Here is a 21,252-nt window from a genome sequence, read left to right as displayed (position 1 = left end):
CGCCGCCATCATGCCGGTCGAGTAGCCCCGCAGGGGCGTATCGAGACCCGACTCTGCCGGTCGAGCGGTTCATGCTGGTCGAGCAGCCGCTGTCAGCGGCGTATCGAGACCCGGCACTGCCGGGCGGGTGGATCTCGATACGCCCGCTGTGCGGGCTACTCGATCAGCATGCAGTTCCCGATTTGCGGCAGTAGAGTGATCTCGAAGACGCGAATGCGGAGAACCTCCCCGCCCCCGCACGCCGGAAGGTCCCTCCCATGCCACTCCCCCGCATCGCCGCCGCGGCCCTCGCCGCCGCGGCCGCGGTCCTCGCGCTGGCGAGCTGCTCCGCCTCCGCGACGCCCGCCGCGACCGGCTCCCCGGGCGCGCTCTCCGGCTCGATCACCGTCTACGCCGCCGCGTCGCTGAAGGGCACCTTCACCGAGATCGCGACCGCCTTCGAGGCCGAGCACCCGGGCACCACCGTCGAGCTCACCTTCGCCGGCTCGTCTGACCTGGTGACCCAGATCACCAACGGCGCCCCCGCCGACGTGTTCGCCTCGGCCGACGAGAAGAACATGGCGAAGCTCACCGACGCCGACCTCATCGAGGGCGACCCCGTCGACTTCGCGACCAACACCCTCGAGATCGCCGTCCCGCCGGCGAACCCCGCAGGAATCGCCTCGTTCGCCGACCTCGCCCGCGAGGGCGTGAAGACGGTCGTCTGCGCTGCCCAGGTCCCGTGCGGCGCGGCGACGGTCACCGTGGAGACCGCGACGGGCGTCGACCTCCGGCCGGTCAGCGAGGAGTCGTCGGTCACCGACGTCCTCGGCAAGGTCACCTCGGGCGAGGCCGACGCCGGCCTGGTCTACGTCACCGACGTCGCCGCCGCCGGCGACGCGGTGACGGGGATCGAGTTCCCCGAATCGTCGCAGGCCGTGAACACCTACCCGATCGCCCCGGTCGCCGCCTCCGCGAACCCGGACCTCGCCGCCGCCTTCACCGCCTACGTCGCCGGTGACGAGGGCCGCCGTGTCCTCGCCGCTGCCGGATTCGGGGCCCCCGAGACAGGAGCACGCTGACCATGCCGCAGATCCGGATCAGGAACGCCGCCGACTACCTCGGCGTCAGCGACGACACCGTCCGCCGCTGGATCGAGAACGGCACCCTCGCGAGCAGCAAGGACGCCGCCGGCCGCAGCGTCGTCGAGGGGCTCGACCTCGCCCGGCTCGCCCGGCAGAACGCGATCCTCCCCGTCGACCCGAGCGAGGTGGGCCGCTCGGCGCGCAACCGCTTCGTCGGCATCGTCACCGAGGTCGTCTCGGACAGCGTGATGGCCCAGGTCGAGCTGCAGTGCGGCCCGCACCGCGTCGTCTCGCTGATGTCCGCCGAGGCCGTCCGCGAGCTCGGCCTCGAGCCGGGCTCGCCCGCGATCGCGATCGTCAAGGCGACGATGGTCGTGGTGGAGACCCCGAGCGGGAAGGCGTGAACCGCGCACCCGTGACCCGCTCGCCCGCGACCCGCCGGCCGGTGACGCTCTCCGCCGGAGTCCCCCGCTGGGTCGTCGCCGTCGCGGTCGTGGGCGGCTCCTTCGTGCTGCTGCCGCTGGTCGGCATCCTCACCCGCGTCGACTGGGCCGGGTTCGTCCCGCTGATCACCTCGGACTCCTCGATCGCCGCGCTCCTGCTGAGTCTGCGCACCGCCGCCGCCGCCACCGCACTCTGCGTCGTGATCGGCGTGCCGATGGCGCTCACGCTCGCGCGCACCTCCTTCCCCGGCCAGGGCCTGGTGCGCGCCCTCGTGCTGCTCCCGCTCGTGCTGCCCCCGGTGGTCGGCGGCATCGCCCTGCTCTACACCTTCGGGCGGCTCGGCCTGCTCGGCGGCGCCCTCGAGGCGCTCGGGATCCGGATCGCGTTCTCCACCACCGCGGTGATCCTCGCGCAGACCTTCGCCGCGCTGCCGTTCCTGGTGCTCAGCCTCGAGGGGGCGCTCCGCTCGGCCGGCGACCGCTACGAGAGCGTCGCCGCGACCCTCGGCGCCCGGCCCTCGACCGTGCTGCGCCGGGTCACCCTCCCCCTGATCCTGCCCGGGCTGCTCTCCGGCGCGATCCTCTCCTTCGCCCGCGCGCTCGGCGAGTTCGGCGCGACGCTGACCTTCGCCGGGAGCCTGCAGGGCGTGACGCGGACCCTTCCCCTCGAGATCTACCTGCAGCGCGAGACCGACCCGGACGCCGCGGTCGCCCTCTCGCTGGTGCTGGTCGTCGTCGCGGTCCTCGTGATCGGGCTCGCGCATCGCCGGCCGCGCGCCGCCCGGACGGAGGTGCGCCCGTGACGCTCGAGATCGACGCGCGGCTGCACGCCCGCGGCGTCGACGTCGCGCTGCGGGTCGAGACCGGGACGACCACGGCCGTCCTCGGCCCGAACGGCGCCGGCAAGTCCACGCTCGTCGGGCTGCTCGCCGGCCTGCTCCGCGCAGACGAGGGGCGCGCGACCCTGGCCGGAGCGACCCTGTTCGACTCCGCCCGCCGCCTGCACCTGCCGCCGCACCGCCGCAGCGTCGCGCTGCTCGCCCAGGACCCGCTGCTCTTCCCGCACCTCAGCGTGCTCGACAACGTCGCCTTCGGCCCGCGCAGCACCGGCGCCGGCCGCTCCGCCGCGGCCGAGACGGCGCGCACCTGGCTCGACGCCGTCGACGCCGTCGACCTCGCCGACCGCCGACCGGCGCAGCTCTCGGGCGGGCAGGCGCAGCGGGTGGCGCTGGCCCGGGCGCTCGCCCCGAGTCCGGAGCTGCTCCTGCTCGACGAGCCGATGGCGGCGCTCGACGTCGCGGTCGCCCCGCTGCTGCGGCGGATGCTGCGCCGCGTCCTGCCCGGGCGGACCACGATCCTGATCACCCACGACGTGCTCGACGCCTACACGCTGGCCGACCGCGTCGTGGTGCTGCACGGCGGTCGGGTGATCGAGGACGGCCCCACCCACGAGGTGCTGGAGCGGCCGCAGAGCCCGTTCACCGCCGAGCTGGCCGCGCTCAATCTGCTGACGGGCACGGCGACCGGTACCGGGCTGCGGACCGACGACGGCGTGGAGCTGCGCGCGGCGGGCTCCGTCGCCGCGGGCGTGCGGGCCGCGGCCGCGTTCCGGCCCGCCTCCGTGACGGTCGCGCCGACCCTGCCGGGATCGCCCGCCGCCGGCCGGATCCGCGCCCGCATCCGCGACCTCGAGCGCCGCGGCGACCTCGTGCGGGTGCGCGCCGCGGGCATCGCGGCCGACCTCTCCCCCGCACAGCTCGCCGCCCTCGGCGCGGGGATCGACGACGAGGTCGACTTCGTGATCGATCCGGAGGCGGTCGCGCTCTACCCGGCGCGCACCTCGGCGGGCGGAGGGTAGCCCTCCGCAGCCCGCCCGAGAAGGGCCCCCTCGTGCGGCCTCTCCCGCGGGTAGCTTTCAGCCATGGCGCAGCGCAGCGAGACCAGCTCCGTGCCGTCGACCGCGATCGACGTCACCGTGAACGGCGAGTCGAGAGCGGTCGACGTCGACAACCGCACCACCCTCCTCGATCTGCTCCGGGAGCGGCTCGACCTCGTCGGCTCGAAGAAGGGCTGCGACCACGGCCAGTGCGGCGCCTGCACCGTGCTGCTCGACGGACGCCGGACCAACAGCTGCCTCGTGCTGGCGGTGTCGGTCGACGGCCGCGAGGTCACCACGATCGAGGGCCTGGCCGACGGCGACGACCTGCATCCGGTGCAGCGGGCGTTCCTCGAGCGCGACGCCTACCAGTGCGGCTACTGCACGCCGGGGCAGATCTGCTCGGTGGTCGGGATGCTCGCCGAGGCGCGCGCGGGCATGCCCAGCCACGTCACCGCCGAGCTGAGCACCGACGACGCCGTGGTGCTCGACGACGAGGAGGTGCGCGAGCGGATGAGCGGCAACCTCTGCCGCTGCGGCGCCTACGCCAACATCGTGCCCGCCGTCCACGACGCAGCGGAGCACCCGAGCGAGACGGAGACCGCGCGATGAGGACCTTCGAGTACCAGCGGGCCGCGGACGTCGCCGACGCCGTGCGCCTGCTCGCCGCGTCACCCGAGGCGAAGCCGCTCGCCGGCGGCACCAACCTCGTCGACCTGATGAAGCTCGGCGTCGAGCGCCCCGCCGTGCTGGTCGACGTCAGCCGCGTCGACTTCGGCGGCATCGAGGAGACGGCCGCGGGCGGACTCCTGATCGGCGCGGGAGTCGCGAACAGCGACCTCGCCGCGCACCCGCTCGTCCGGCGCCGCTACCCGGCCCTCAGCCGCGCCCTGCTCGCCGGCGCCTCCGGCCAGCTGCGGAACCAGGCCTCTACCGGCGGGAACCTGCTGCAGCGCACCCGCTGCACCTCCTTCACCGACGTCTCGAAGCCGTGCAACAAGCGCGAGCCGGGCACCGGCTGCTCCGCGCTGAGGGGCGTCTCCCGCGAGCTCGCGATCCTCGGCATCGCCACCGACGCCGACCCCGGGCACGTCTGCATCGCGACCCACCCCGGCGACATGGCCGTCGCACTCACCGCCCTCGACGCCGCCGTCCGCTTCGAGACCGTCGACGGGCCGGCGAGCCTGCCGATCACCGACTTCTTCCGGCTCCCCGGCGAGCACCCCGAGCGCGACACGAACGTGCCGGCCGGAGCGCTGATCACCGCCGTCGAGCTGCCGCCGCTGCCGTTCGCCGCGACCTCCACCTACCGCAAGGCCCGCGACCGCCGGTCCTACGCCTTCGCGCTCGGCTCGGTCGCCGCGGCGCTGGACGTGACCGACGGGACCGTGACCGACGTCCGCCTCGCCCTCGGCGCGGTCGCGCACGCGCCCTGGCGCGCTCGCATCGCGGAGGACCTGCTCCGCGGCGGCCCCGCGACCGTCGAGGCGTTCACGCGTGCGGCGGAGGCGGAGCTCGCCGCCGCGACGCCGACCGAGCAGAACGCCTTCAAGATCCCGCTGCTCACGCGGCTGATCGTCGGCGTCCTCGCCGAGCTCGCCGGACTCGACGAGGAGGTGGCGGCATGACCGCGCTCGGCACACCGCTGGCCCGGCTGGAGGGCCGCGACAAGGTCACCGGCGCGGCCCGCTACGCCTTCGAGCACTCGCCGGAGGGTCTGCTGCACGCCTGGCCGGTGCAGTCGGCCGTCGCGACGGGCATGGTGCGGCGCATCGACGTCGACGCCGTGCTCGCGCTGCCCGGCGTGCACTCGGTGATCACCCCCGACTCTGCGCTGCCCCTCGAGGACGCGGACGACGGCGAGCTGCAGGTGCTGCAGTCGCACGCGGTCGCCTACCGCGGCCAGGTGATCGCGCTCGTCCTCGCCGACACGCTCGAGACCGCCCGCGAGGCCGCCGCCGCGCTGCACGTCGAGTACGTCGACTCCGGGACCGACGTCGTGCTCACCGAGGACCAGCCGAAGCTCTACGCGCCGGAGCAGGTCAACGCCGGCTTCCCGACCGACAGCTCCGACGGCGACGTGGACGCGGCGATCGCGGCGGCGGCCGTCTCGATCGACGCGCGCTACTCCACGCCGGCGCTGTTCAACTCGCCGATGGAGCCGCACGCCTCGGTCATCACCTGGTCCGACGGCCGCCTCGACGTCCTCGACTCCTCGCAGGGAACGAGCTCGGTCCAGTCGACCCTGGCGACGCTCTTCTCGCTCGATCCCTCCGTCATCCGGGTGCGCAGCGAGCACGTCGGCGGCGGCTTCGGCTCGAAGGGCTCGCCGCGGCCGAACGTCGTCCTCGCGACGATGGCGGCCATCCTCACCGGCCGGCCGATCAAGATCGCCTACACCCGGCAGATGATGTTCGCGCTGGCCGGCTACCGCACGCCGACGATCTCGCACGTCCGGCTCGCGGCCGACGCGGAGGGGCGGCTCACCGCGATCGCGCACGAGGCGTTCTCGCACACCTCCACGATCCAGGAGTTCGCCGAGCAGACCGGCGAGGCCACCCGCCACCTCTACGCGGCGCCGAACCGACTGGTCACCCACCGGGTCGCGGCGCTCGACGTGCCGACGCCGCGCTGGATGCGCGCGCCAGGCGAGTGCCCCGGCATGTACGCGCTCGAGTCGGCGATGGACGAGCTCGCGGTCGCCGCCGGGATCGACCCGATCGAGCTGCGGGTGCGCAACGAGCCGGACGTCGATCCCGATTCGGGCTCGCCGTTCTCCAGCCGGCACTACCTCGAGTGCTTCCGCCGCGGAGCGGAGCTGTTCGGCTGGGAGGACCGCGATCCGCGGGCCGGCAGGGACCGTCGCGGCCGCTGGCTGGTCGGCACCGGGGTCGCGGGCGCCACCTACCCCGTGCTCACCTCGCCGAGCGGAGCACGGGCCACCGCGCTGCCCGGCGGCCGCTTCGTGATCGCGGTCAACGCGACCGACATCGGCCAGGGCGCCCGCACGGTGCTCACCCAGGTCGCCGCCGACGCGCTGGACGTGCCGGTCGACCGGATCGAGATCGTCATCGCCGACAGCGCGCTGCCGCAGGGCCCGGTCGCCGGCGGCTCCTCGGGCACCGGATCGTGGGGCTGGGCCGTCACGAAGGCCTGCCACCGCCTGCTCGCCCTGCTGGCCGACGGGCAGCCGCTGCCCCCGGAGGGCCTCGACGTCGTCGTCGACACCACGGAGGACGTCGCCGGGATGGGCGACTTCGCCCGCTACGCCTACGGCGCCCACTTCGTCGAGGCGCGGGTGGACCTCGATTCGGGCGAGATCCAGGTGCCGCGGATGCTCGGCGTCTTCGCCGCGGGCCGGATCCTCAATCCGCGCACCGCCCGCTCGCAGTTCCTCGGCGGCATGACCATGGGTCTCTCGATGGCGCTGCACGAGCACGGCGCCCTCGACCCGGTACTCGGCGACTACGCCAACCACGACTTCGCGACCTACCACGTGGCGGCGAACGCCGACGTCGTCGACCTGCGCGCGGAGTGGCTGGACGAGGAGGACCCGCACCTCGCCCCGATGGGCGGCAAGGGCATCGGCGAGATCGGCAACGTGGGCACCGCCGCGGCCGTCGCCAACGCCGTCTTCCACGCCACCGGCGTCCGCGTCCGCGACCTCCCCGTGCAGCCCGACACGCTGCTCGCCGCCCTCCCGCCCCGCTTCTGACCGCCGCCGCATGCTGGTCGAGAGCCGCGCAGTCGCGTCTCGACACATGCTGGTCGAGTAACCGCGCAGCGGCGTATCGAGACCCACGCACCGGACGACGGTGGATCTCGATACGCCCTCTCCGAGGGCTACTCGATCAGCATGCGGGGCGCCGACACCTGCTGGTCGAGTAGCCGCGCAGTCGTGTCTCGATTCATGCTGGTCGAGTAGCCGCGGAGCGGCGTATCGAGACCCACCAGCGTCAGAAGACGAGTCTGCAGACCGCCCTGCTGCCGACGGCGGGTCTCGATACGCCCCTGCGGGGCTACTCGACCAGCATGATCTCGCCCCTGCGGGGCTGCTCGACCAGCATGATGTCCCCCCCGCGGGGCTGCTCGACCAGCATCATGGGGCGACGCCGCGTCCGTTCCCTCAGCACCGAGCCGCCGATCGGCTGAGGCCGGGCAGCCGGCCGAAGGCGGCGACGACGGCGGTCGCGGCGAACGGGAGGACGGCCCCGGCGGCCGCGAGCCCGAGCCCGGGGAGACTCGTCGCGAGCGCCAGCAGCAGGAGCAGCACCGCGCCCAGCATCAGGGTGCAGAGCGGCCGCGCGAGCAGCAGCTGCGCCGTGGTGCGCAGCTGCCAGCGCGTGCGCTCCGCGAAGTGCGCGCGGACCACCCAGAACTCCACGGCGAACAGCGCGAAGAGGGTCGAGACCACGAGGAGGACACCGGTCACCGCCACGCCGAGTCCGTCGACCTCGACGCCGCCGAGGATCCGGTGGTCGACCCAGAGGACCGCGCCGACGCCGAGAAGGACGTACCCCGGCACGTTCGCCCGCGGGAACTCGTCGCGCCAGCACCGCGCGAACAGCGAGACGGTCTGCCGAAGCGACCACGGACCGTCCGGGTCGAGCAGCCGGGCGCGGTGCACCGCGTGCGCGGCGGCCACCGAGGGGAAGAATCCGGTGACCACCGCGCCGCGCAGCGTGAAGAGCAGCATCGCCGCCGAGACGACCAGCACGAGCAGCACGACCCGGCAGGCCGCCTCGTAGCGCTCGGCGAGCGACGCCATCAGCCCTTCACCGCCCCGACCAGCACGCCCTTGTCGAAGTAGCGCTGCAGGAACGGGTAGAGCACGAGCAGCGGCAGCGTCGAGACGATGATCACGCCGTACTTGATCTGGTCCGCGGTCTCCTGCAGCTGCTGCGCGGACTGACCGCCGCTGCCGCCCTGCCCCGCGACCGACTGGTTCGCGAGCAGGATGCTCTGGAGCACGTTCTGCAGCGGCAGGAGCGAGGCGTCGCGGACGAAGACCAGGCCCGTGAAGTAGTCGTTCCAGTGCCCGACGAAGTAGTACAGCCCGATCACGGCGATGATCGCGGCGGAGAGCGGGAGCACGATCCGCAGGAAGAAGCCGAGGTAGGTCACCCCGTCGATGCGGGCCGCGTCGTGCAGCTCCTCGGGGATCGAGGTCTCGAAGAACGACCGGGCGATGATCAGATTGAACACGCTGAGGGCGCCCGGGAGCACGAACACCCACATCGAGTTCAGCAGCCCGAGATCGCGGTAGAGCAGGTAGTTCGGGATCAGTCCGCCGGAGAAGAACAGCGTCACCGCGAACACCAGCAGCAGCACCCGCCGCGGCCGGAACTCGGGCCGGGAGAGCGCGAACGCCGCCGGGATCGTGACGAGCAGGTTCAGCGCCGTCCCGAGGACGGCGTAGACGACGGAGTTCCGGTAGCCGTTCCAGATCCGCTCGTCCTGCAGCAGCCGCTCGTAGCCCGAGAGCCGGAACCCCTCCGGGATCAGCGTGAGCCGCCCCGAGGAGACCGCGCCCGGATCGGAGAACGACGCCACCACGATGAACCAGAGCGGGTAGAGCACGGCGAGCACGACGATCGCGATCAGGAGGCCGGCGACGGCGTCGATCACCCGGTCGAGCGGCCGCTTCGGCACCGTCCGGCGCCGTCGGCGCGGCAGAAGGGGTGCGCCGCCGCCGGTCCGGGCGTCGGCGACGGCGATGCCGCGGGTGTCCGGTGCAGGCGTCATGGACGTCCTCTCCCTCGGGGTCCAGGGGTCCCAGCGGCGGCTCGGCCCTCCGCGCTCCGACGACCCTCCGCGCTCGGAAGACCCTCCGCGCTCAGAAGACACTGGAACCCGTGGCGCGCTTGGCGAGCTGGTTGGCCACGATCAGCAGGGTGAAGTTGATCACCGTGTTGAAGAGGCCGATGGCGGTGGAGTACGAGAACTGGTTGCTGAGGATGCCGATCTTGTAGGTGTAGGTCGCGATGACCTCCGCGGAGGACAGATTGAGCGAGTTCTGCATCAGGTAGACCTTCTCGAAGCCGACGCTCAGCACCGACCCCATGTTGAGGATGAGCAGGATGGCTGCGGTCGGCAGGATCGTCGGGATGTCGACGTAGCGGATGAGCCGGAGCCGCCCGGCGCCGTCGATCTTCGCGGCCTCGTAGAGCGAGGTGTCGACGGTCGAGAGCGCGGCGAGGTAGATGATCGCGTTCCAGCCGCAGTGCTGCCAGACCTCGCTCACCCAGTAGATCGCCGAGAAGGCGTCCGGCTCGGCGAGGAGGTTCTGACCCGGCAGGAACCGGCCGAGGAGCCCGTTCTCGGGCCGCAGGAAGATGTTGATCATCGCGACGATCACCACGACCGAGATGAAGTGCGGCATGTAGGTGATCGTCTGCACGAAGCTCTTGAGGCGGCCGGCGCTGATCTGGTTGATCAGCAGCGCCAGCACGATCGGCGCGACGAATCCCATCGCGAGCGTCCAGAGGCTGATCTGCACGGTGTTCAGCACGATCGTCGAGAACAGCGGCGACTCGAAGAACTGCACGAAGTAGTCGAGGCCGACCCACTCGCCCCCGCTCAGCCCGCGCGCGGGGACGTAGGTCCGGAAGGCGAGCTGGAGCCCGTAGAGCGGCACGTAGGCGAAGACGGCGGTGAAGACCAGCGCCGGCAGCACCATCAGCCAGAGCTGCCACTGGTTCCGCACACTGCGGAGCGCGCGCAGCGGCCGGGGCGGGACCGGGACCGGGAGTGTCGCCCCCGCGGCCGGGGCGACGGGTGCTCCGGCCGCGGACGCGTCGAGAGCCGTCCGCGTCATGACGCCGCGGTCGCGAGGTCGTAGGCCTTCTGCCAGAGCTCGACGTTCTGCACGAGGCCGACCGACTCGAGCTGGGCGACGTACTCGTCCCACTCCTCGTCGACTCCGCCCTCCGCGATCCACTGCGACGTCTTCTGCAGCGCGTAGTTGAGCACGGCGGTGTCGTTGTTGGCGGCGGTGATCGCGTCCTCGGCGGACAGCCGGACGTAGTCGGGCATCAGGTCGCGCACGTGGTCGTAGTGCGAGTACTGCTCGGTGTAGACGTCGTCCACCTCGCGGAGATCGTCCCGGTTCCAGTCGCCGTTCAGGGTGACGGAGTCGGGGATCCAGCCGGCCAGGCGGTCGGCGAGCGCGGGGTCGCGACCGTCCGCGACGGCGGCCCGGTACGCCTCGGTGACCGAGTACGTGCCGTCGCCGTCGTCGGTGACGAACTCGGGGATCGATCCGGTGAACTGCTGGATCGAGTACTTCTCGCTGTAGAGGGCGTCGACCACCTTCCACACGCACTCGTCGCCCGCGGCGGCCGCCGAGACGGCGAGCTTCCCGCCCTCGAACTCGTTGTCCGAGCCGTCCCAGACCACGTCCTCGGCGGACATGCTCGCGGAGGCGGCGGGAGCGGGCATCGCCACGTACTGGTCGCGGAGATCACCGAAGTCGGCGAGCGACCAGCCGAAGATCAGGCCGATCTGCGCGGTCTCCCCGTCCCCCGCCTGAGCGGCGTAGTACGCCGAATCGTCCTTGGTGAGCGCGTCGGCCGGGATCAGGCCGGCCGCGAGCAGCTCGTGCAGGTACGCGACCACCCGGCGGTACTCGTCCGAGACGAGGAAGTTGGCGACCCGTCCGTCGGAGACGTGGATCCCCTGCGCCGACGGACCCTTGTTGAACGAGGTCGCGATGCCGGTGGAGTTCAGCAGCAGGAACGGGCTGTACCAGCCGAAGCCGGCCGTCTCGAGGCGGCGGACGTTGAACGGGACCTCGTCCGCCTGCCCGTTGCCGTTCGGGTCCTGCGTCTTGAACGCCTGCAGCACCGTCGTCAGCTCGTCCCAGGTCCGCGGGACCTCGAGGCCGAGGGTGTCGAGCCAGGCCCGGTTGATCATCATGTGCTGGCCGGAGCCGCGGTAGCCGCTGCCGCGGGACGAGGAGAGCGAGTGGATCTCGCCCTTCTCGTTCTCGACCAGCCGGCGCGCCTCGGGCTTCTCCTCGAAGAACCGCCGCACGTTCGGCAGGTCGTCCAGGTGCGGCGCGATGTCCTCGAAGAGGCCCGGGTACTGCACCGCGTCGTTCGCGCCGACCGCGCGGAGCGCGATGTCCGGCACGTCCCCCGCGGCGAGCGAGGGGTTCTTCTGCTGGGTCCACGCGGTGTCGTCGATCGTGTTCCAGTTCACCGTGCAGCCGGTCTCGGCCGCGAGCGCCGCCGCCCAGGGGGTCTCGCCGACCGGCACCTGCGCCGTGCTCTGCGCGACGAGGACGTCGACGGCGCCGTCGTCGGCGGCCGGACCGCTGTCCGTGCAGGCCGTCAGGCCCGCCGTCAGCGAGAGCGCGGTCGCTCCGGCGAGCGATCGCCGGAGCAGGGTGTTCGAGACGAGGGGCATGGTGTTCTTCTCCATCGAAGGGTGAGCGGGGCAGCGGAGCGCGGTGACCGTGACCGTTCACGTGAACGGTCACGGACCGCGAGTGCCCACACGCTAAGCTGGCGGCCGTCGACCTGTCAAGGCAGCTGTCGCCGAAGACGCGAGGCGCTGTCGCCACATGCGTGTTGCCAGACGAGACTGAGAAAGAGAGGGCCGCCGTGGACCGCTCCGGCGAACCGCCGATGCCCCCTCGTCCGCCGAGAGACCAGCCGGGTCGCCGCGCCACCATCCGCGACGTCGCCCGGGAGGCCGGCGTCTCGCGGCAGACCGTGACGCGCGCGATGAACGGCATGTCCGAGATCAGCGCCGCGACCCGCGAGCGGGTGCTCGCGGTGAGCGAGGCCCTCGGCTACGTCCCCAGCCGGTTCGCCGCCAACATGGCCCGGCAGAAGAGCATCGCGGTCGGCCTCGTGATCACCTCGCTGCGGAACCCGTACTACACCGACCTCGCCGCCGACCTGCTGGAGGAGTTCGCCGCACGCGGCTGGCAGGTCGTCGTCGTCGCCGAGACGAACGAGTCCGAGGAGCAGATCGTGGCGGACCTGGCCACCCAGGTCGACGTCATCGTCGGCTATCTCGCCCGGGAGAGCCTGGAGTCGATCCGCCGGGCGGCGCGCGGGGTGCCGGTCCTGCTGATCGAGCGCGACGACGAGCTGCCCGGCGTGCACGCCATCGCCGTGGACTTCGCACCCGGGATGCGCGCGCTGGTCGACGGGCTGCGCGAGCGCGGGGCGCGCACCATCGGGATGCTCGACCACGCCGAGCCGGACGAGTACGCCCCGAGCGCGCGCCGGCTGCGGTTCGAGGAGTGCCTCGCGCCCGGCGAGGCCGCGCTCGTCGCGACCGGCGGCGAGACCATCGCGGGCGGAGCCGACGCCTTCGGCGAGCTGCTGGCCGCGCACCCCGAGGTCGACGCCGTCATCGCGTTCAACGACATGATGGCGCTCGGCGCCCTGCAGCGGGCGAGCCGCCTCGGGCTCGAGGTGCCGCGCGACGTCCGCATCGCGGGGATCGACGGCCTGAGCCTGGGCGCGGCGATGCTCCCGAGCCTGACCTCGCTCACCATCGACCGCGCGCTGATCGCCCGGGCGGCGGCGCTCCGGCTGGCGGAGCTGCTGTCCCCCGGCGGCGCGGGCGGTGCGGGTGCCGCGGGTCCGATGACGGTCGTCACGCCGTGGCCGGAGTGGCGGGACAGCGCATGAGGATCACCGCCCCGGCCCCCCGCTGGCACCGGCCGCGGGAGCGCGCCCTAGCCGACGGCCGTCGGCCGGTCAACGCGGTCATCCCGATCCGCTCCGCTCCGTACGCTGAGGATTCGGGCCGAGAGGCCCCACGAGACGGGGGAACCATGCTGCAGGTGACGGTGTCCGAGCGGACGTACCTCCTCGCCGCGGACGCGACGATGGAGCGGACGAAGCAGGACGTGCTCGAGGCGATGCGCACCGCCCCGGCCTTCCTGTCCCTCACGACGGTGCTCGGCGGGCGGGTCGAGGTGCTGCTGACCGCAGCCAGCTCGGTCGTGCTCGAGCTGCACGACGAGGCCCCGCTCCCGACAGCCCCGCACGGCGACGCGGCGCCGGACTACGACGACCTCTACGGCGTCGACTACCTCTGACCCGCCGCGGCGCCCGGCCCGGTGCGACCGGCCCCGAGGGCGTGTCGGAGGTCGGTCGTAGACTGACCACCCCATGCGAAGACACAGCCTGACCCCGCGTCCCGACTGGCGAGCCCGCTGCGACGAGGTCGGCTTCAGCTTCTACGACCTCCCCTCGGAGGGCGGCCGGCCCTACTGGAACGAGTCGGCGGCCTACGGCTTCTCGCTCGCCGAGATCGAGCTGCTCGAGACGGCGACCCAGGAGCTCTTCGACCGCTGCATGGACGCCTGCGAGCACGTCGTCCGCACCGGCCGCCTCGCGGAGTTCGGCATCCCGGAGCGCTTCCACGAGCTGGTCCGCACCTCCTGGGACGAGGACGACCCCACGGTCTACGGGCGGTTCGACCTCGCCTACGACGGCGAGGGCACGGTGAAGCTCCTCGAGTTCAACGCCGACACCCCGACCTCGCTGGTCGAGACGGCCGCCGCGCAGTGGCAGTGGCTGGAGGAGACGCGCGGCCCCGAGGCCGACCAGTTCAACGGCCTGCACGAGCAGCTCGTCGAGCAGTGGCGGCACCTCCGCGTCGACCGCTGGCAGCTGGAGGAGGGCGCGCGGCTGCACCTCGCCTCGCTGCACGACTCCGGCGACGGCGAGCTGATCGTCGAGGACGCGGACACCGTCGCCTACATGGCCGAGACCGCGGCGCAGGCGGGCTTCGACCCGAAGCTGATCTTCGTGGAGGACATCCGCTACGAGCTCGACGGCGCCGGCTTCCTCGACGCCGACGGCGAGCCGATCCGGCGAATCTTCAAGCTCTACCCCTGGGAGTGGATGCTCGGCGAGCAGTTCGGCGGGCTCCTGCTCGACCGGCGCGAGCGCACCCGCTGGGTGGAGCCGGCCTGGAAGCTGCTGCTCAGCAACAAGCAGCTGCTCGTGGTGCTCTGGGAGCTGTTCCCGGGCCACCCGAACCTGCTCCCGGCCTCCGTCGAGCCGCTCGTCGGCACGGCGCAGGTGCGCAAGCCCAGGCTCGGCCGGGAGGGCGCGAACGTGACGATCCTCGACGCGGACGGCGCGGTCGTCGCGGAGAACGGCGGCGCCTACGGCGAGGAGGGCTTCGTGCACCAGGCCCGGGCCGACCTCGCCCGGATCGACGGCCGGACGGTCGTGATCGGCAGCTGGATCGTCGGCGAGACGCCGGCCGGCATCGACGTGCGCGAGACCGGCGGACCGATCACCGGGGACCTCGCGGAGTTCGTGCCGCACTTCATCGAGGAGGGCCGGACCCCCCGCGACGAGCCCGTCTTCGGCCGACCCGAGCAGGGCGGCCCCGAGCACGGCCGACCCCAGGACACGCGACCCCAGGACGCGCGGGAGAACCGCCCGCAGGACGAGGAGACCCGATGACCACCCCCGACGACCGTCCCGAGAACCGTCCCGAGAACCGACCCCAGGACGCTCCGCAGGACTCCCCCGCCGGCGACCCGGGCACCACCCGCACCCGCCGCCGCTCCGGCGACGTCGGCGTCAGCGGCATCGCCTCCAAGCGCCGCGGGCTCGTCATCGGCGGCGTGGTCGCCGTCGGCGTGCTCGGGCTCGCGGTCGCGCTGAACTCCGCGAACCCCTCGACCGACGGCGTGGTCACCACCGGCGCCGACGGCCAGGACTACGTCATCCCGGAGAACGCCGAGCGCCCGGTCTATGCCAGCCGCGAGGACTGCCTGGCGGACGTCCGGGAGCAGATCGCGCAGCTGCAGGCCCAGGGCGAGGAGGTCGGCGACGATCCCGAGCAGCTCTGCGAGGCGACCGACGAGTACCGCGGGCACTACGCCGGCGGCTTCTGGGTCGGCCCGCTGATCTTCGCGTCGTCGCGCTGGAACTCGACCCGCGCCACCAGCTGGGCGCCGGTCACCACCGGCGGCTTCGCGGCGCGCGGGGCGACCCAGCCCGACGTGGTGCAGAAGGCGCCGGCCGGAGCGGCTCCCGGCTCGAAGGCCACCCTCGCGGGCGGCTTCGGCGGCACGGGCAAGTCCGGCTTCGGCTCGCACGTCGGCGGCTGAGCGGCGCCCCCGAGGGGCTTCTCAGCGGCGGGCGTCGCGGAGCTTGTCCAGCGCGGCCCGCACGTCGCGCCGCACGTCCTTGTCCGGGTCGCGGACCATCGAGGTCAGCGTCTGCTCGACGCTCGCCGCGAACTCGCCCTTCGCGTCGCGCCCCGAGCCGATCCCGGCGACCGCGGCGGCGACGAGCGCCCGCGCACCGGCCGCGCGGACGCGCGCGTGCTCATCGGTGGTGAGCCGCGCCAGCTTCTTCTGCCCGCCGAGGACCCGCTCGGCGCAGACCCGGGCGCACATCTCGCGCACCCGCCAGGCCGGGTTGGCCAGCCCGGCGAGGACCGCGTCGGCCGCAGTGTCGTCCCAGACGTAGAGCAGGGCGCGCGCGCCCCACAGCTCCGGCCAGTACAGCGAGGGAGCACCCTGCAGGACGCCCGCCGCGTGCTCGCCGCCGACGGTGAGCAGGAAGGCCTCGCCCTCGTAGCCGCCGGTGAGCAGCGCGGCCGAGCGCAGGGCGACCGCGCGCTCGCCCTCGCGGGCGACCTGGGCGCGCAGGCGCTCCTCGAGCGGATCGGTGAGGGTGACGGAGGGTTCGCTGTCGGATGCCATAGGGCCACCAGCGTAGTCGCGGCGCCGTCGTCCCCGGCGAGGGGGATGCGGCGGCCCGGTCGGCGTCGCTAGCGTGCAGGGATGTCACGAATCACGCGCCACGGCGCTCCCGCGCGCCTCGGCGCCACCACCACCGCCGCCGCTGCCCTCCTCGTCCTCCTGGCCGGCTGCTCCTCCCCCGCCGGCACCGACTCCGGCAGCGACGCCGACACCATCGACACGGCCGCCGCGACCGGCGACACGATCACCGGCGACGGCTACTCCTACTCCGTGCCCGAGGGCTGGGGCACCCCCGACGCCGACCCCGCGAGCATGGGCGCGGACACCCTCGCCGCCGACCTCACCGACACCGACGGCTTCGCCGACAACGTGAACGTCGTCCTCAGCCCCGCCGGCGAGGTCTCCGCCGAGCAGGTCGAGGACGCCGGGGTCACCGAGCTCGAGAACGCCGGGGCGACCGACGTCGAGGCGAACGACCGCGTCGTCGTCGCCGGAGCCGAGTCCGCGCACCTCAGCGCGAACCTCAGCGCGTCGGGCACCAGCTACGCCGTCGAGCAGTACTACGTCACCGACGAGGGCCAGACCTACGTCGTCACCTTCTCGTTCAGCCCCACCGTGGACGACGACCAGCGCGAGGCCGTCGCCGAGTCGGTGCTCGCCTCCTGGGCCTGGGCCTGATCCTGACGTGAGCCTGCTCCGGCCGCCGCCTCAGCCGCGCGGCCGGAGCAGGAAGTCGACGTGCCCGAGCACGGACGCCGCGACGAGCGGCCGGCGTCCGACGACGGGCAGGATGATCGCCCCGAGGATCGAGAGCCCGAGCTCGTCGACCGGGGCGTCGGCCGGGAGCTGCCCCGCCTCGACCGCCTTCGCGAAGCGGTCCGAGAGCGTCTGGTCCACGCCGAACGCGCGGCCCAGCCGCTCCCCCACCGCGGCGTCCTCCGCACCGGCGGCGATCAGCGAGCGCACCAGCGACGCGCCGGGCTCACTGCCCGCGAGCTCCAGGATCGGCGCGAGCCACACCCCGAGGTCGCGGCGGAGGTCGCCGGTGTCCGGGAGCTGCACCTCGATCGCGACGAGCCGGCCCTCGATCATGCAGTCGGCGATCAGCGCGCCGCGGGAGGGCCACCAGCGGTAGACGGTCTGCTTGGAGACCCCGGCGTCCTTCGCGATGCCCTCCATCGTGAGGTGGTCCCAGCCCCGCTGCAGGAACAGCCGAGCGGTCGCCTCGAGGACCGACTCGCGTGCCGCGGCGCTGCGAACCGGTCCGCTCCGGTGCTCCGTCATGCGACGAGCGTACAGCGGCTCTAGACGAGACGTACCGTATGATCTAGCGACCGCCGCCCCCGCTCACGCCTGACCTTCTCTCGATCGGACACACCCTTGGCCTCCCTGCTGTTCCGTCTGGGCACCTTCGCCGCTCGCCGCGCCTGGGCGGTGATCGTCGCCTGGGTCGTGATCCTCGGCGTCGCGGTCGGCGCCTTCCTCGCGGTCGGCGGCACGCTCACCAACAGCTTCGACATCCCGGGCACCGCGTCCGGTGCCGTGACCGACCAGCTGGCCGAGAAGCTGCCGGACACCGCCGGCGGCACCGGCACCGTCGTCTACCGCACGGCGGACGGCTCCGCGCTGACCGCGGAGCAGGAGTCGGCGATCTCCGCGCTGGCCGCCTCCGCCGAGGACCTCGAGGGCGTCGCCGCCGTCGTCGATCCGTTCGCCGCGCGCCAGTCTCAGCTCGACGGAGCACAGCAGCTCGCCGACGGCCGGGCGCAGCTCGAGGCCGGGCAGGAGCAGATCGACGCCGGGCAGGCGCAGCTCGACGCGGGCCAGGCCCAGCTCACGGCGGGCCAGCAGCAGCTGACCGCGACTCGCGAGCAGGCGGTCGCCGCCGGCGCGCCGGCGCAGCAGCTCGCCGCCCTCGACGCCCAGCAGGCGCAGCTCGACACCCAGCAGGCCGAGCTGACCGCGCAGCAGGCGGCGCTCGACGCCTCCCGCACGGAGCTCGAGGCCGGCGCGGCACCGCTCGACCAGGGCGAGGAGCTGCTCGCCCTCGCGGACGGCATCGGCGTCGTCTCGGCGGACGGCTCGACCGCCATCGTCAACGTCTCCTTCACCGAGCCGCGCCTGGAGCTCCCGGAGGAGGTCAAGCAGGGCGTCATCGACCACTTCGAGTCCGCACCGGTCGCCGGCGCCCACGTCACGTTCGCGACCGATCTCGCCCAGGGCGTCCCGCAGATCTTCGGCGTCGGCGAGGCGGTCGGCCTGGTCTTCGCCGGTGTCGTCCTGATCGTGATGCTGGGCTCGCTCGTCGCCGCCGCGCTCCCGATCGTCACCGCCCTGGTCGGCGTGGGCGTCGGCGTCACCGCCTCGCTCTCCTTCTCGGGCGTCATCGACATGGCCTCGGTCACCCCGGTGCTCGGCGTGATGCTCGGCCTCGCGGTCGGCATCGACTACTCCCTCTTCATCGTCAACCGGCACCGCAAGCAGCTGCTCTCGGGCGTCGAGGTCCGCGAGTCGATCGGCCTCGCCAACGGCACCTCCGGCACGGCCGTCGTCTTCGCCGGCACGACGGTCGTCGTCGCGCTGCTCGCCCTGAACGTCACCGGCATCCCGTTCCTCGGCCTGATGGGAACGGTCGGCGCGGTCTGCGTCGCGGTCGCCGTGCTGATCGCGGTCACGCTCGCCCCGGCGATCCTCGGCCTGCTCGGCACCCGGCTCCTGCGCCGGAAGGCCCGCTCGGCCGTCGTGCACCACGCGGCGGTGAAGACGGTCGCGCCGATGTCCACGCTGCGCGCGGTCCTCACCGTCGTCGGCACCGTCGCCGTGCTGCTCGTCATCGCGATCCCCGCGCTCTCGATGCGCCTCGGTCTGCCGGACGGAGCGAGCGAGCCCGAGGGCTCCACGAGCGCCCGCACCTTCGAGATCGTCGGCGACGAGTTCGGTGCCGGTGCGAACGGCCCGCTGCTCGTGACCGCGACGGTCCCCGGCGGGGTCGCCGACGACGCGCTGCTCGCCACCCGGGTCGACGTCGCCCGCACCATCGCCGAGCAGGACGACGTCGTCGCCGTGGCGCCCGTCGCCGCCTCCGACGACGGCACGCTGCTCGCCTTCCAGGTGCTGCCGACCGAGGGCCCGAACAGCGCCTCGACCGAGGCCCTCGTGCAAGACCTCCGCGCCCTGCCGCCGGTGGACGACGACGTCGTTCTCGGCGTCGCCGGCCAGGCGGCCACCAACATCGACATCTCCGAGGGGCTGAACGACGTCCTGCCGACCTACCTCGCGGTCGTCGTCGGCCTCTCGCTGCTGATCATGATCCTGGTGTTCCGCTCGCTGCTCGTGCCGCTGATCGCGACCGGCGGCTTCATCCTGTCGCTGTTCGCGACCTACGGGCTGATCGTCGCGGTCTTCCAGTTCGGCTGGGGCGCCGACCTGATCGGGCTGCACTCGACCGGGCCGATCCTGAGCTTCCTGCCGGTGATCCTGGTCGGCATCCTGTTCGGGCTGGCGATGGACTACCAGCTCTTCCTCGCCTCGGGGATGCGCGAGGCCTACGTGCACGGGGCGAACGCCCGGCTCGCCGTCGCCCAGGGCTTCCAGGCCGGCAAGGCGGTCGTGATCGCGGCGGCGCTGATCATGGTGGCGGTCTTCGGCGGCTTCATCTTCTCGGAGTCGACCATCATCCGCTCGATGGGCTTCGGCCTGGCCTTCGGCGTCCTGCTCGACGCGTTCGTCATCCGGATGCTGCTGATGCCGGCGCTGATGCACCTGCTCGGCCGCTCCGCCTGGTGGCTCCCCCGCTGGCTCGACCGGCTCCTGCCGGACGTCGACCTCGAGGGCGCCGCGCTCGAGCGGACCCACCCGCACCCGCACGCCTGAGCCCCGCGGCTAGATTGGCGGGATGACTGCCGCTCCGGACTCCCGCGCCTGGCGGCGGTCGCCCGCCACGCCCGACCAGCGCCGCGCCGACGTCGCGACCGCCGCCGTGCTCTTCGGCGCCGCCGTGCTCTCGCTGGTGCTCGGCCGCGCGATCGGGCTGTTCACCGATCCCGCGTCGCCCGCGCTGAGCGCCGCGGTGCTCGCCGTCGTCGTCCTCCCGCTCGCGTTCCGGCGGACGGCGCCCGTCGCGGTCCTCGCCGTCATCGGGGCCGCGTTCCTGCTGGTCGGCGAGCTGAAGGTGCCCGAGCTGACGATCAGCAACATCGCGCTGTTCATGGCGCTGTACAGCGTCGGCGCCTGGGAGCAGAACCGGACGCGGGCGGGCTGGGCGCGCGGCGTGCTGGTCGCCGTGATGGCGGTCTGGCTGCTGATCACCTTCTTCCGCGCGAGCACGCAGGACCTCGACTTCGAGGGTGCCGGCATCGGCGCGCTCACTCCGATCGCGGCCTACATGCTCCAGCAGATCCTGATCAACGTCCTCTACTTCGCCGGCGCCTGGTGGTTCGGCGACCACGCCTGGGCCTCGGCCCGCCAGCGCGCTCTGACCGACCTGCGCACCCGGCAGCTCGAGGAGGAGCAGTCGACCGTCGCCCGCCAGGCGATCACCATCGAGCGACTGCGGATCGCCCGGGAGCTGCACGACGCCGTCGCGCACCACGTCTCGCTGATGGGGGTCCAGGCCGGAGCGGCGCGGATGCTCGTCGACGCCGACCCCGCGAAGGCGCACGAGCAGCTCCAGGCGCTGGAGGGCACCTCCCGCGCGGCGGTCGGCGAGCTCTACCAGCTGCTCGGCACCCTCCGCGACGAGGAGTCCGCGCTCGACCCGGTCACGGCCTCACTCGATCTGAGCGGAGTGCCGGCGCTGGTCCGCGACGCCGAGTCCTCCGGCCTGCGCGTCTCGCTGGAGGTGGTCGGCGAGCCCGTCGAGCTCCCCGCGCTGGTGGGTCTGAACCTCTACCGCATCGCGCAGGAGTCGCTGACGAACGTCCTCAAGCACGCCGGACCCGGCACCCGGGCGCGCGTCCACCTGCGCTACCAGGGCGAGTCGGTGGAGCTCGAGATCGCGGACGACGGCCTCGGGCGACCGGGTCCGCGCCCGCGCGGTGGCGGGCTCGGCCTGCTCGGGATGCGCGAGCGCGCGGCGACCCTCGACGGCACGGTGGAGGCGGGGCCGCGGGCCGGCTCCGGCTGGGTCGTCCGCGTCGCCGTGCCCCTGGCGGTCCGGGCATGAGCGGC

At 73.2% G+C, this 21,252-nt stretch carries 20 protein-coding genes; 14 read left to right on the top strand and 6 right to left on the bottom strand.

All coding sequences use genetic code 11. The annotated features are described in order from the left end of the window. The first annotated feature begins 257 nt into the window (after positions 1-257). The 7 genes from modA (at position 258) to EDF17_RS07630 (ending at position 7,098) form a co-directional block, all read left to right on the top strand. The gene (modA, locus tag EDF17_RS07660; RefSeq protein WP_123445924.1) at positions 258-1,061 is read left to right on the top strand and encodes a molybdate ABC transporter substrate-binding protein; all 804 of its coding nucleotides are present in this window, start codon (positions 258-260) and stop codon (positions 1,059-1,061) included. A 2-nt stretch (positions 1,062-1,063) separates the two neighbouring features. Further along, entirely contained in the window at positions 1,064-1,468 is a 405-nt protein-coding gene (locus EDF17_RS07655; RefSeq protein WP_123445923.1) for a TOBE domain-containing protein, read from the top strand. Then, positions 1,465-2,310 carry an ABC transporter permease gene (locus tag EDF17_RS07650; protein ID WP_243732817.1) on the top strand — a complete coding sequence of 282 codons (846 nt, stop codon included), beginning with the start codon at positions 1,465-1,467 and terminating at the stop codon, positions 2,308-2,310. The genes EDF17_RS07655 and EDF17_RS07650 overlap by 4 nt, the downstream gene beginning before the upstream one ends. Then, positions 2,307-3,365: an ABC transporter ATP-binding protein gene (locus EDF17_RS07645; protein ID WP_123445922.1), complete on the top strand. Its 1,059-nt coding sequence runs from the start codon at positions 2,307-2,309 to the stop codon at positions 3,363-3,365. Before EDF17_RS07650 ends, EDF17_RS07645 begins: the two co-directional genes overlap by 4 nt. 63 nt (positions 3,366-3,428) lie before the next feature. Continuing rightward, a complete protein-coding gene (locus EDF17_RS07640) occupies positions 3,429-3,995 on the top strand; it encodes a 2Fe-2S iron-sulfur cluster-binding protein (protein ID WP_123445921.1) in 567 nt (188 codons plus the stop codon). Next, positions 3,992-5,011, top strand: coding sequence for a xanthine dehydrogenase family protein subunit M (locus EDF17_RS07635; protein WP_123445920.1), 1,020 nt, complete (start codon positions 3,992-3,994; stop codon positions 5,009-5,011). The genes EDF17_RS07640 and EDF17_RS07635 overlap by 4 nt, the downstream gene beginning before the upstream one ends. Continuing rightward, complete coding sequence (locus EDF17_RS07630; protein WP_123445919.1) at positions 5,008-7,098, top strand: xanthine dehydrogenase family protein molybdopterin-binding subunit; 2,091 nt, start codon at positions 5,008-5,010, stop codon at positions 7,096-7,098. The genes EDF17_RS07635 and EDF17_RS07630 overlap by 4 nt, the downstream gene beginning before the upstream one ends. 411 nt (positions 7,099-7,509) lie before the next feature. Here the strand turns inward: EDF17_RS07630 and EDF17_RS07625 are convergent, their stop codons facing one another. The 4 genes from EDF17_RS07625 to EDF17_RS07610 all read right to left on the bottom strand — a co-directional run bounded on the left by EDF17_RS07625 (position 7,510) and on the right by EDF17_RS07610 (position 11,792). Beyond that, on the bottom strand, positions 7,510-8,151 hold the full coding sequence (locus tag EDF17_RS07625) for a DUF624 domain-containing protein (RefSeq protein WP_123445918.1): 642 nt from the start codon (positions 8,149-8,151) through the stop codon (positions 7,510-7,512). Further along, complete coding sequence (locus EDF17_RS07620; protein WP_123445917.1) at positions 8,151-9,128, bottom strand: carbohydrate ABC transporter permease; 978 nt, start codon at positions 9,126-9,128, stop codon at positions 8,151-8,153. Before EDF17_RS07620 ends, EDF17_RS07625 begins: the two co-directional genes overlap by 1 nt. A gap of 91 nt (positions 9,129-9,219) precedes the next feature. Further along, the gene (locus tag EDF17_RS07615) at positions 9,220-10,200 is read right to left on the bottom strand and encodes an ABC transporter permease subunit (protein WP_123445916.1); all 981 of its coding nucleotides are present in this window, start codon (positions 10,198-10,200) and stop codon (positions 9,220-9,222) included. Continuing rightward, complete coding sequence (locus tag EDF17_RS07610) at positions 10,197-11,792, bottom strand: extracellular solute-binding protein (protein ID WP_123445915.1); 1,596 nt, start codon at positions 11,790-11,792, stop codon at positions 10,197-10,199. The genes EDF17_RS07615 and EDF17_RS07610 overlap by 4 nt, the downstream gene beginning before the upstream one ends. Positions 11,793-12,013: 221 nt before the next feature. Between EDF17_RS07610 and EDF17_RS07605 the strand changes: the two genes are divergently transcribed. From EDF17_RS07605 to EDF17_RS07590, 4 genes are all read left to right on the top strand, one after another. Next, complete coding sequence (locus EDF17_RS07605; RefSeq protein ID WP_133671945.1) at positions 12,014-13,033, top strand: LacI family DNA-binding transcriptional regulator; 1,020 nt, start codon at positions 12,014-12,016, stop codon at positions 13,031-13,033. 155 nt (positions 13,034-13,188) lie between these two features. Next, the gene (locus EDF17_RS07600; RefSeq protein WP_127886538.1) at positions 13,189-13,446 is read left to right on the top strand and encodes a hypothetical protein; all 258 of its coding nucleotides are present in this window, start codon (positions 13,189-13,191) and stop codon (positions 13,444-13,446) included. 73 nt (positions 13,447-13,519) lie between these two features. Further along, entirely contained in the window at positions 13,520-14,830 is a 1,311-nt protein-coding gene (locus tag EDF17_RS07595) for a glutathionylspermidine synthase family protein (RefSeq protein ID WP_123445912.1), read from the top strand. Continuing rightward, the gene (locus EDF17_RS07590) at positions 14,827-15,483 is read left to right on the top strand and encodes a hypothetical protein (RefSeq protein WP_123445911.1); all 657 of its coding nucleotides are present in this window, start codon (positions 14,827-14,829) and stop codon (positions 15,481-15,483) included. Before EDF17_RS07595 ends, EDF17_RS07590 begins: the two co-directional genes overlap by 4 nt. Before the next feature lie 21 nt (positions 15,484-15,504). Here the strand turns inward: EDF17_RS07590 and EDF17_RS07585 are convergent, their stop codons facing one another. Continuing rightward, a complete protein-coding gene (locus tag EDF17_RS07585) occupies positions 15,505-16,083 on the bottom strand; it encodes a HEAT repeat domain-containing protein (protein ID WP_166649621.1) in 579 nt (192 codons plus the stop codon). Between the two features lie 81 nt (positions 16,084-16,164). On the opposite strand from EDF17_RS07585, the gene EDF17_RS07580 reads away from it, so the two are divergent. Next, the gene (locus EDF17_RS07580; protein ID WP_123445910.1) at positions 16,165-16,761 is read left to right on the top strand and encodes a hypothetical protein; all 597 of its coding nucleotides are present in this window, start codon (positions 16,165-16,167) and stop codon (positions 16,759-16,761) included. 30 nt (positions 16,762-16,791) lie between these two features. Here the strand turns inward: EDF17_RS07580 and EDF17_RS07575 are convergent, their stop codons facing one another. Then, a complete protein-coding gene (locus EDF17_RS07575) occupies positions 16,792-17,367 on the bottom strand; it encodes a TetR/AcrR family transcriptional regulator (protein ID WP_123445909.1) in 576 nt (191 codons plus the stop codon). Between the two features lie 96 nt (positions 17,368-17,463). Here EDF17_RS07575 and EDF17_RS07570 point away from each other — a divergent pair, with 96 nt between their 5' ends. Both EDF17_RS07570 and EDF17_RS07565 read left to right on the top strand, forming a co-directional pair. After that, positions 17,464-19,956: an MMPL family transporter gene (locus EDF17_RS07570; protein WP_123445908.1), complete on the top strand. Its 2,493-nt coding sequence runs from the start codon at positions 17,464-17,466 to the stop codon at positions 19,954-19,956. Positions 19,957-19,978: 22 nt separating this feature from the next. After that, positions 19,979-21,247, top strand: coding sequence for a histidine kinase (locus EDF17_RS07565; RefSeq protein WP_123445907.1), 1,269 nt, complete (start codon positions 19,979-19,981; stop codon positions 21,245-21,247). Positions 21,248-21,252 lie beyond the last annotated feature (5 nt).

Origin of the sequence: Rathayibacter sp. PhB1 (genome assembly GCF_004362935.1) — a bacterium.
Classification (GTDB): Bacteria; Actinomycetota; Actinomycetes; order Actinomycetales; family Microbacteriaceae; genus Rathayibacter; species Rathayibacter festucae.
The sequence above is the reverse complement of the archived record's forward strand: the minus strand, read 5'-3'. Positions and strand labels throughout refer to the sequence as shown.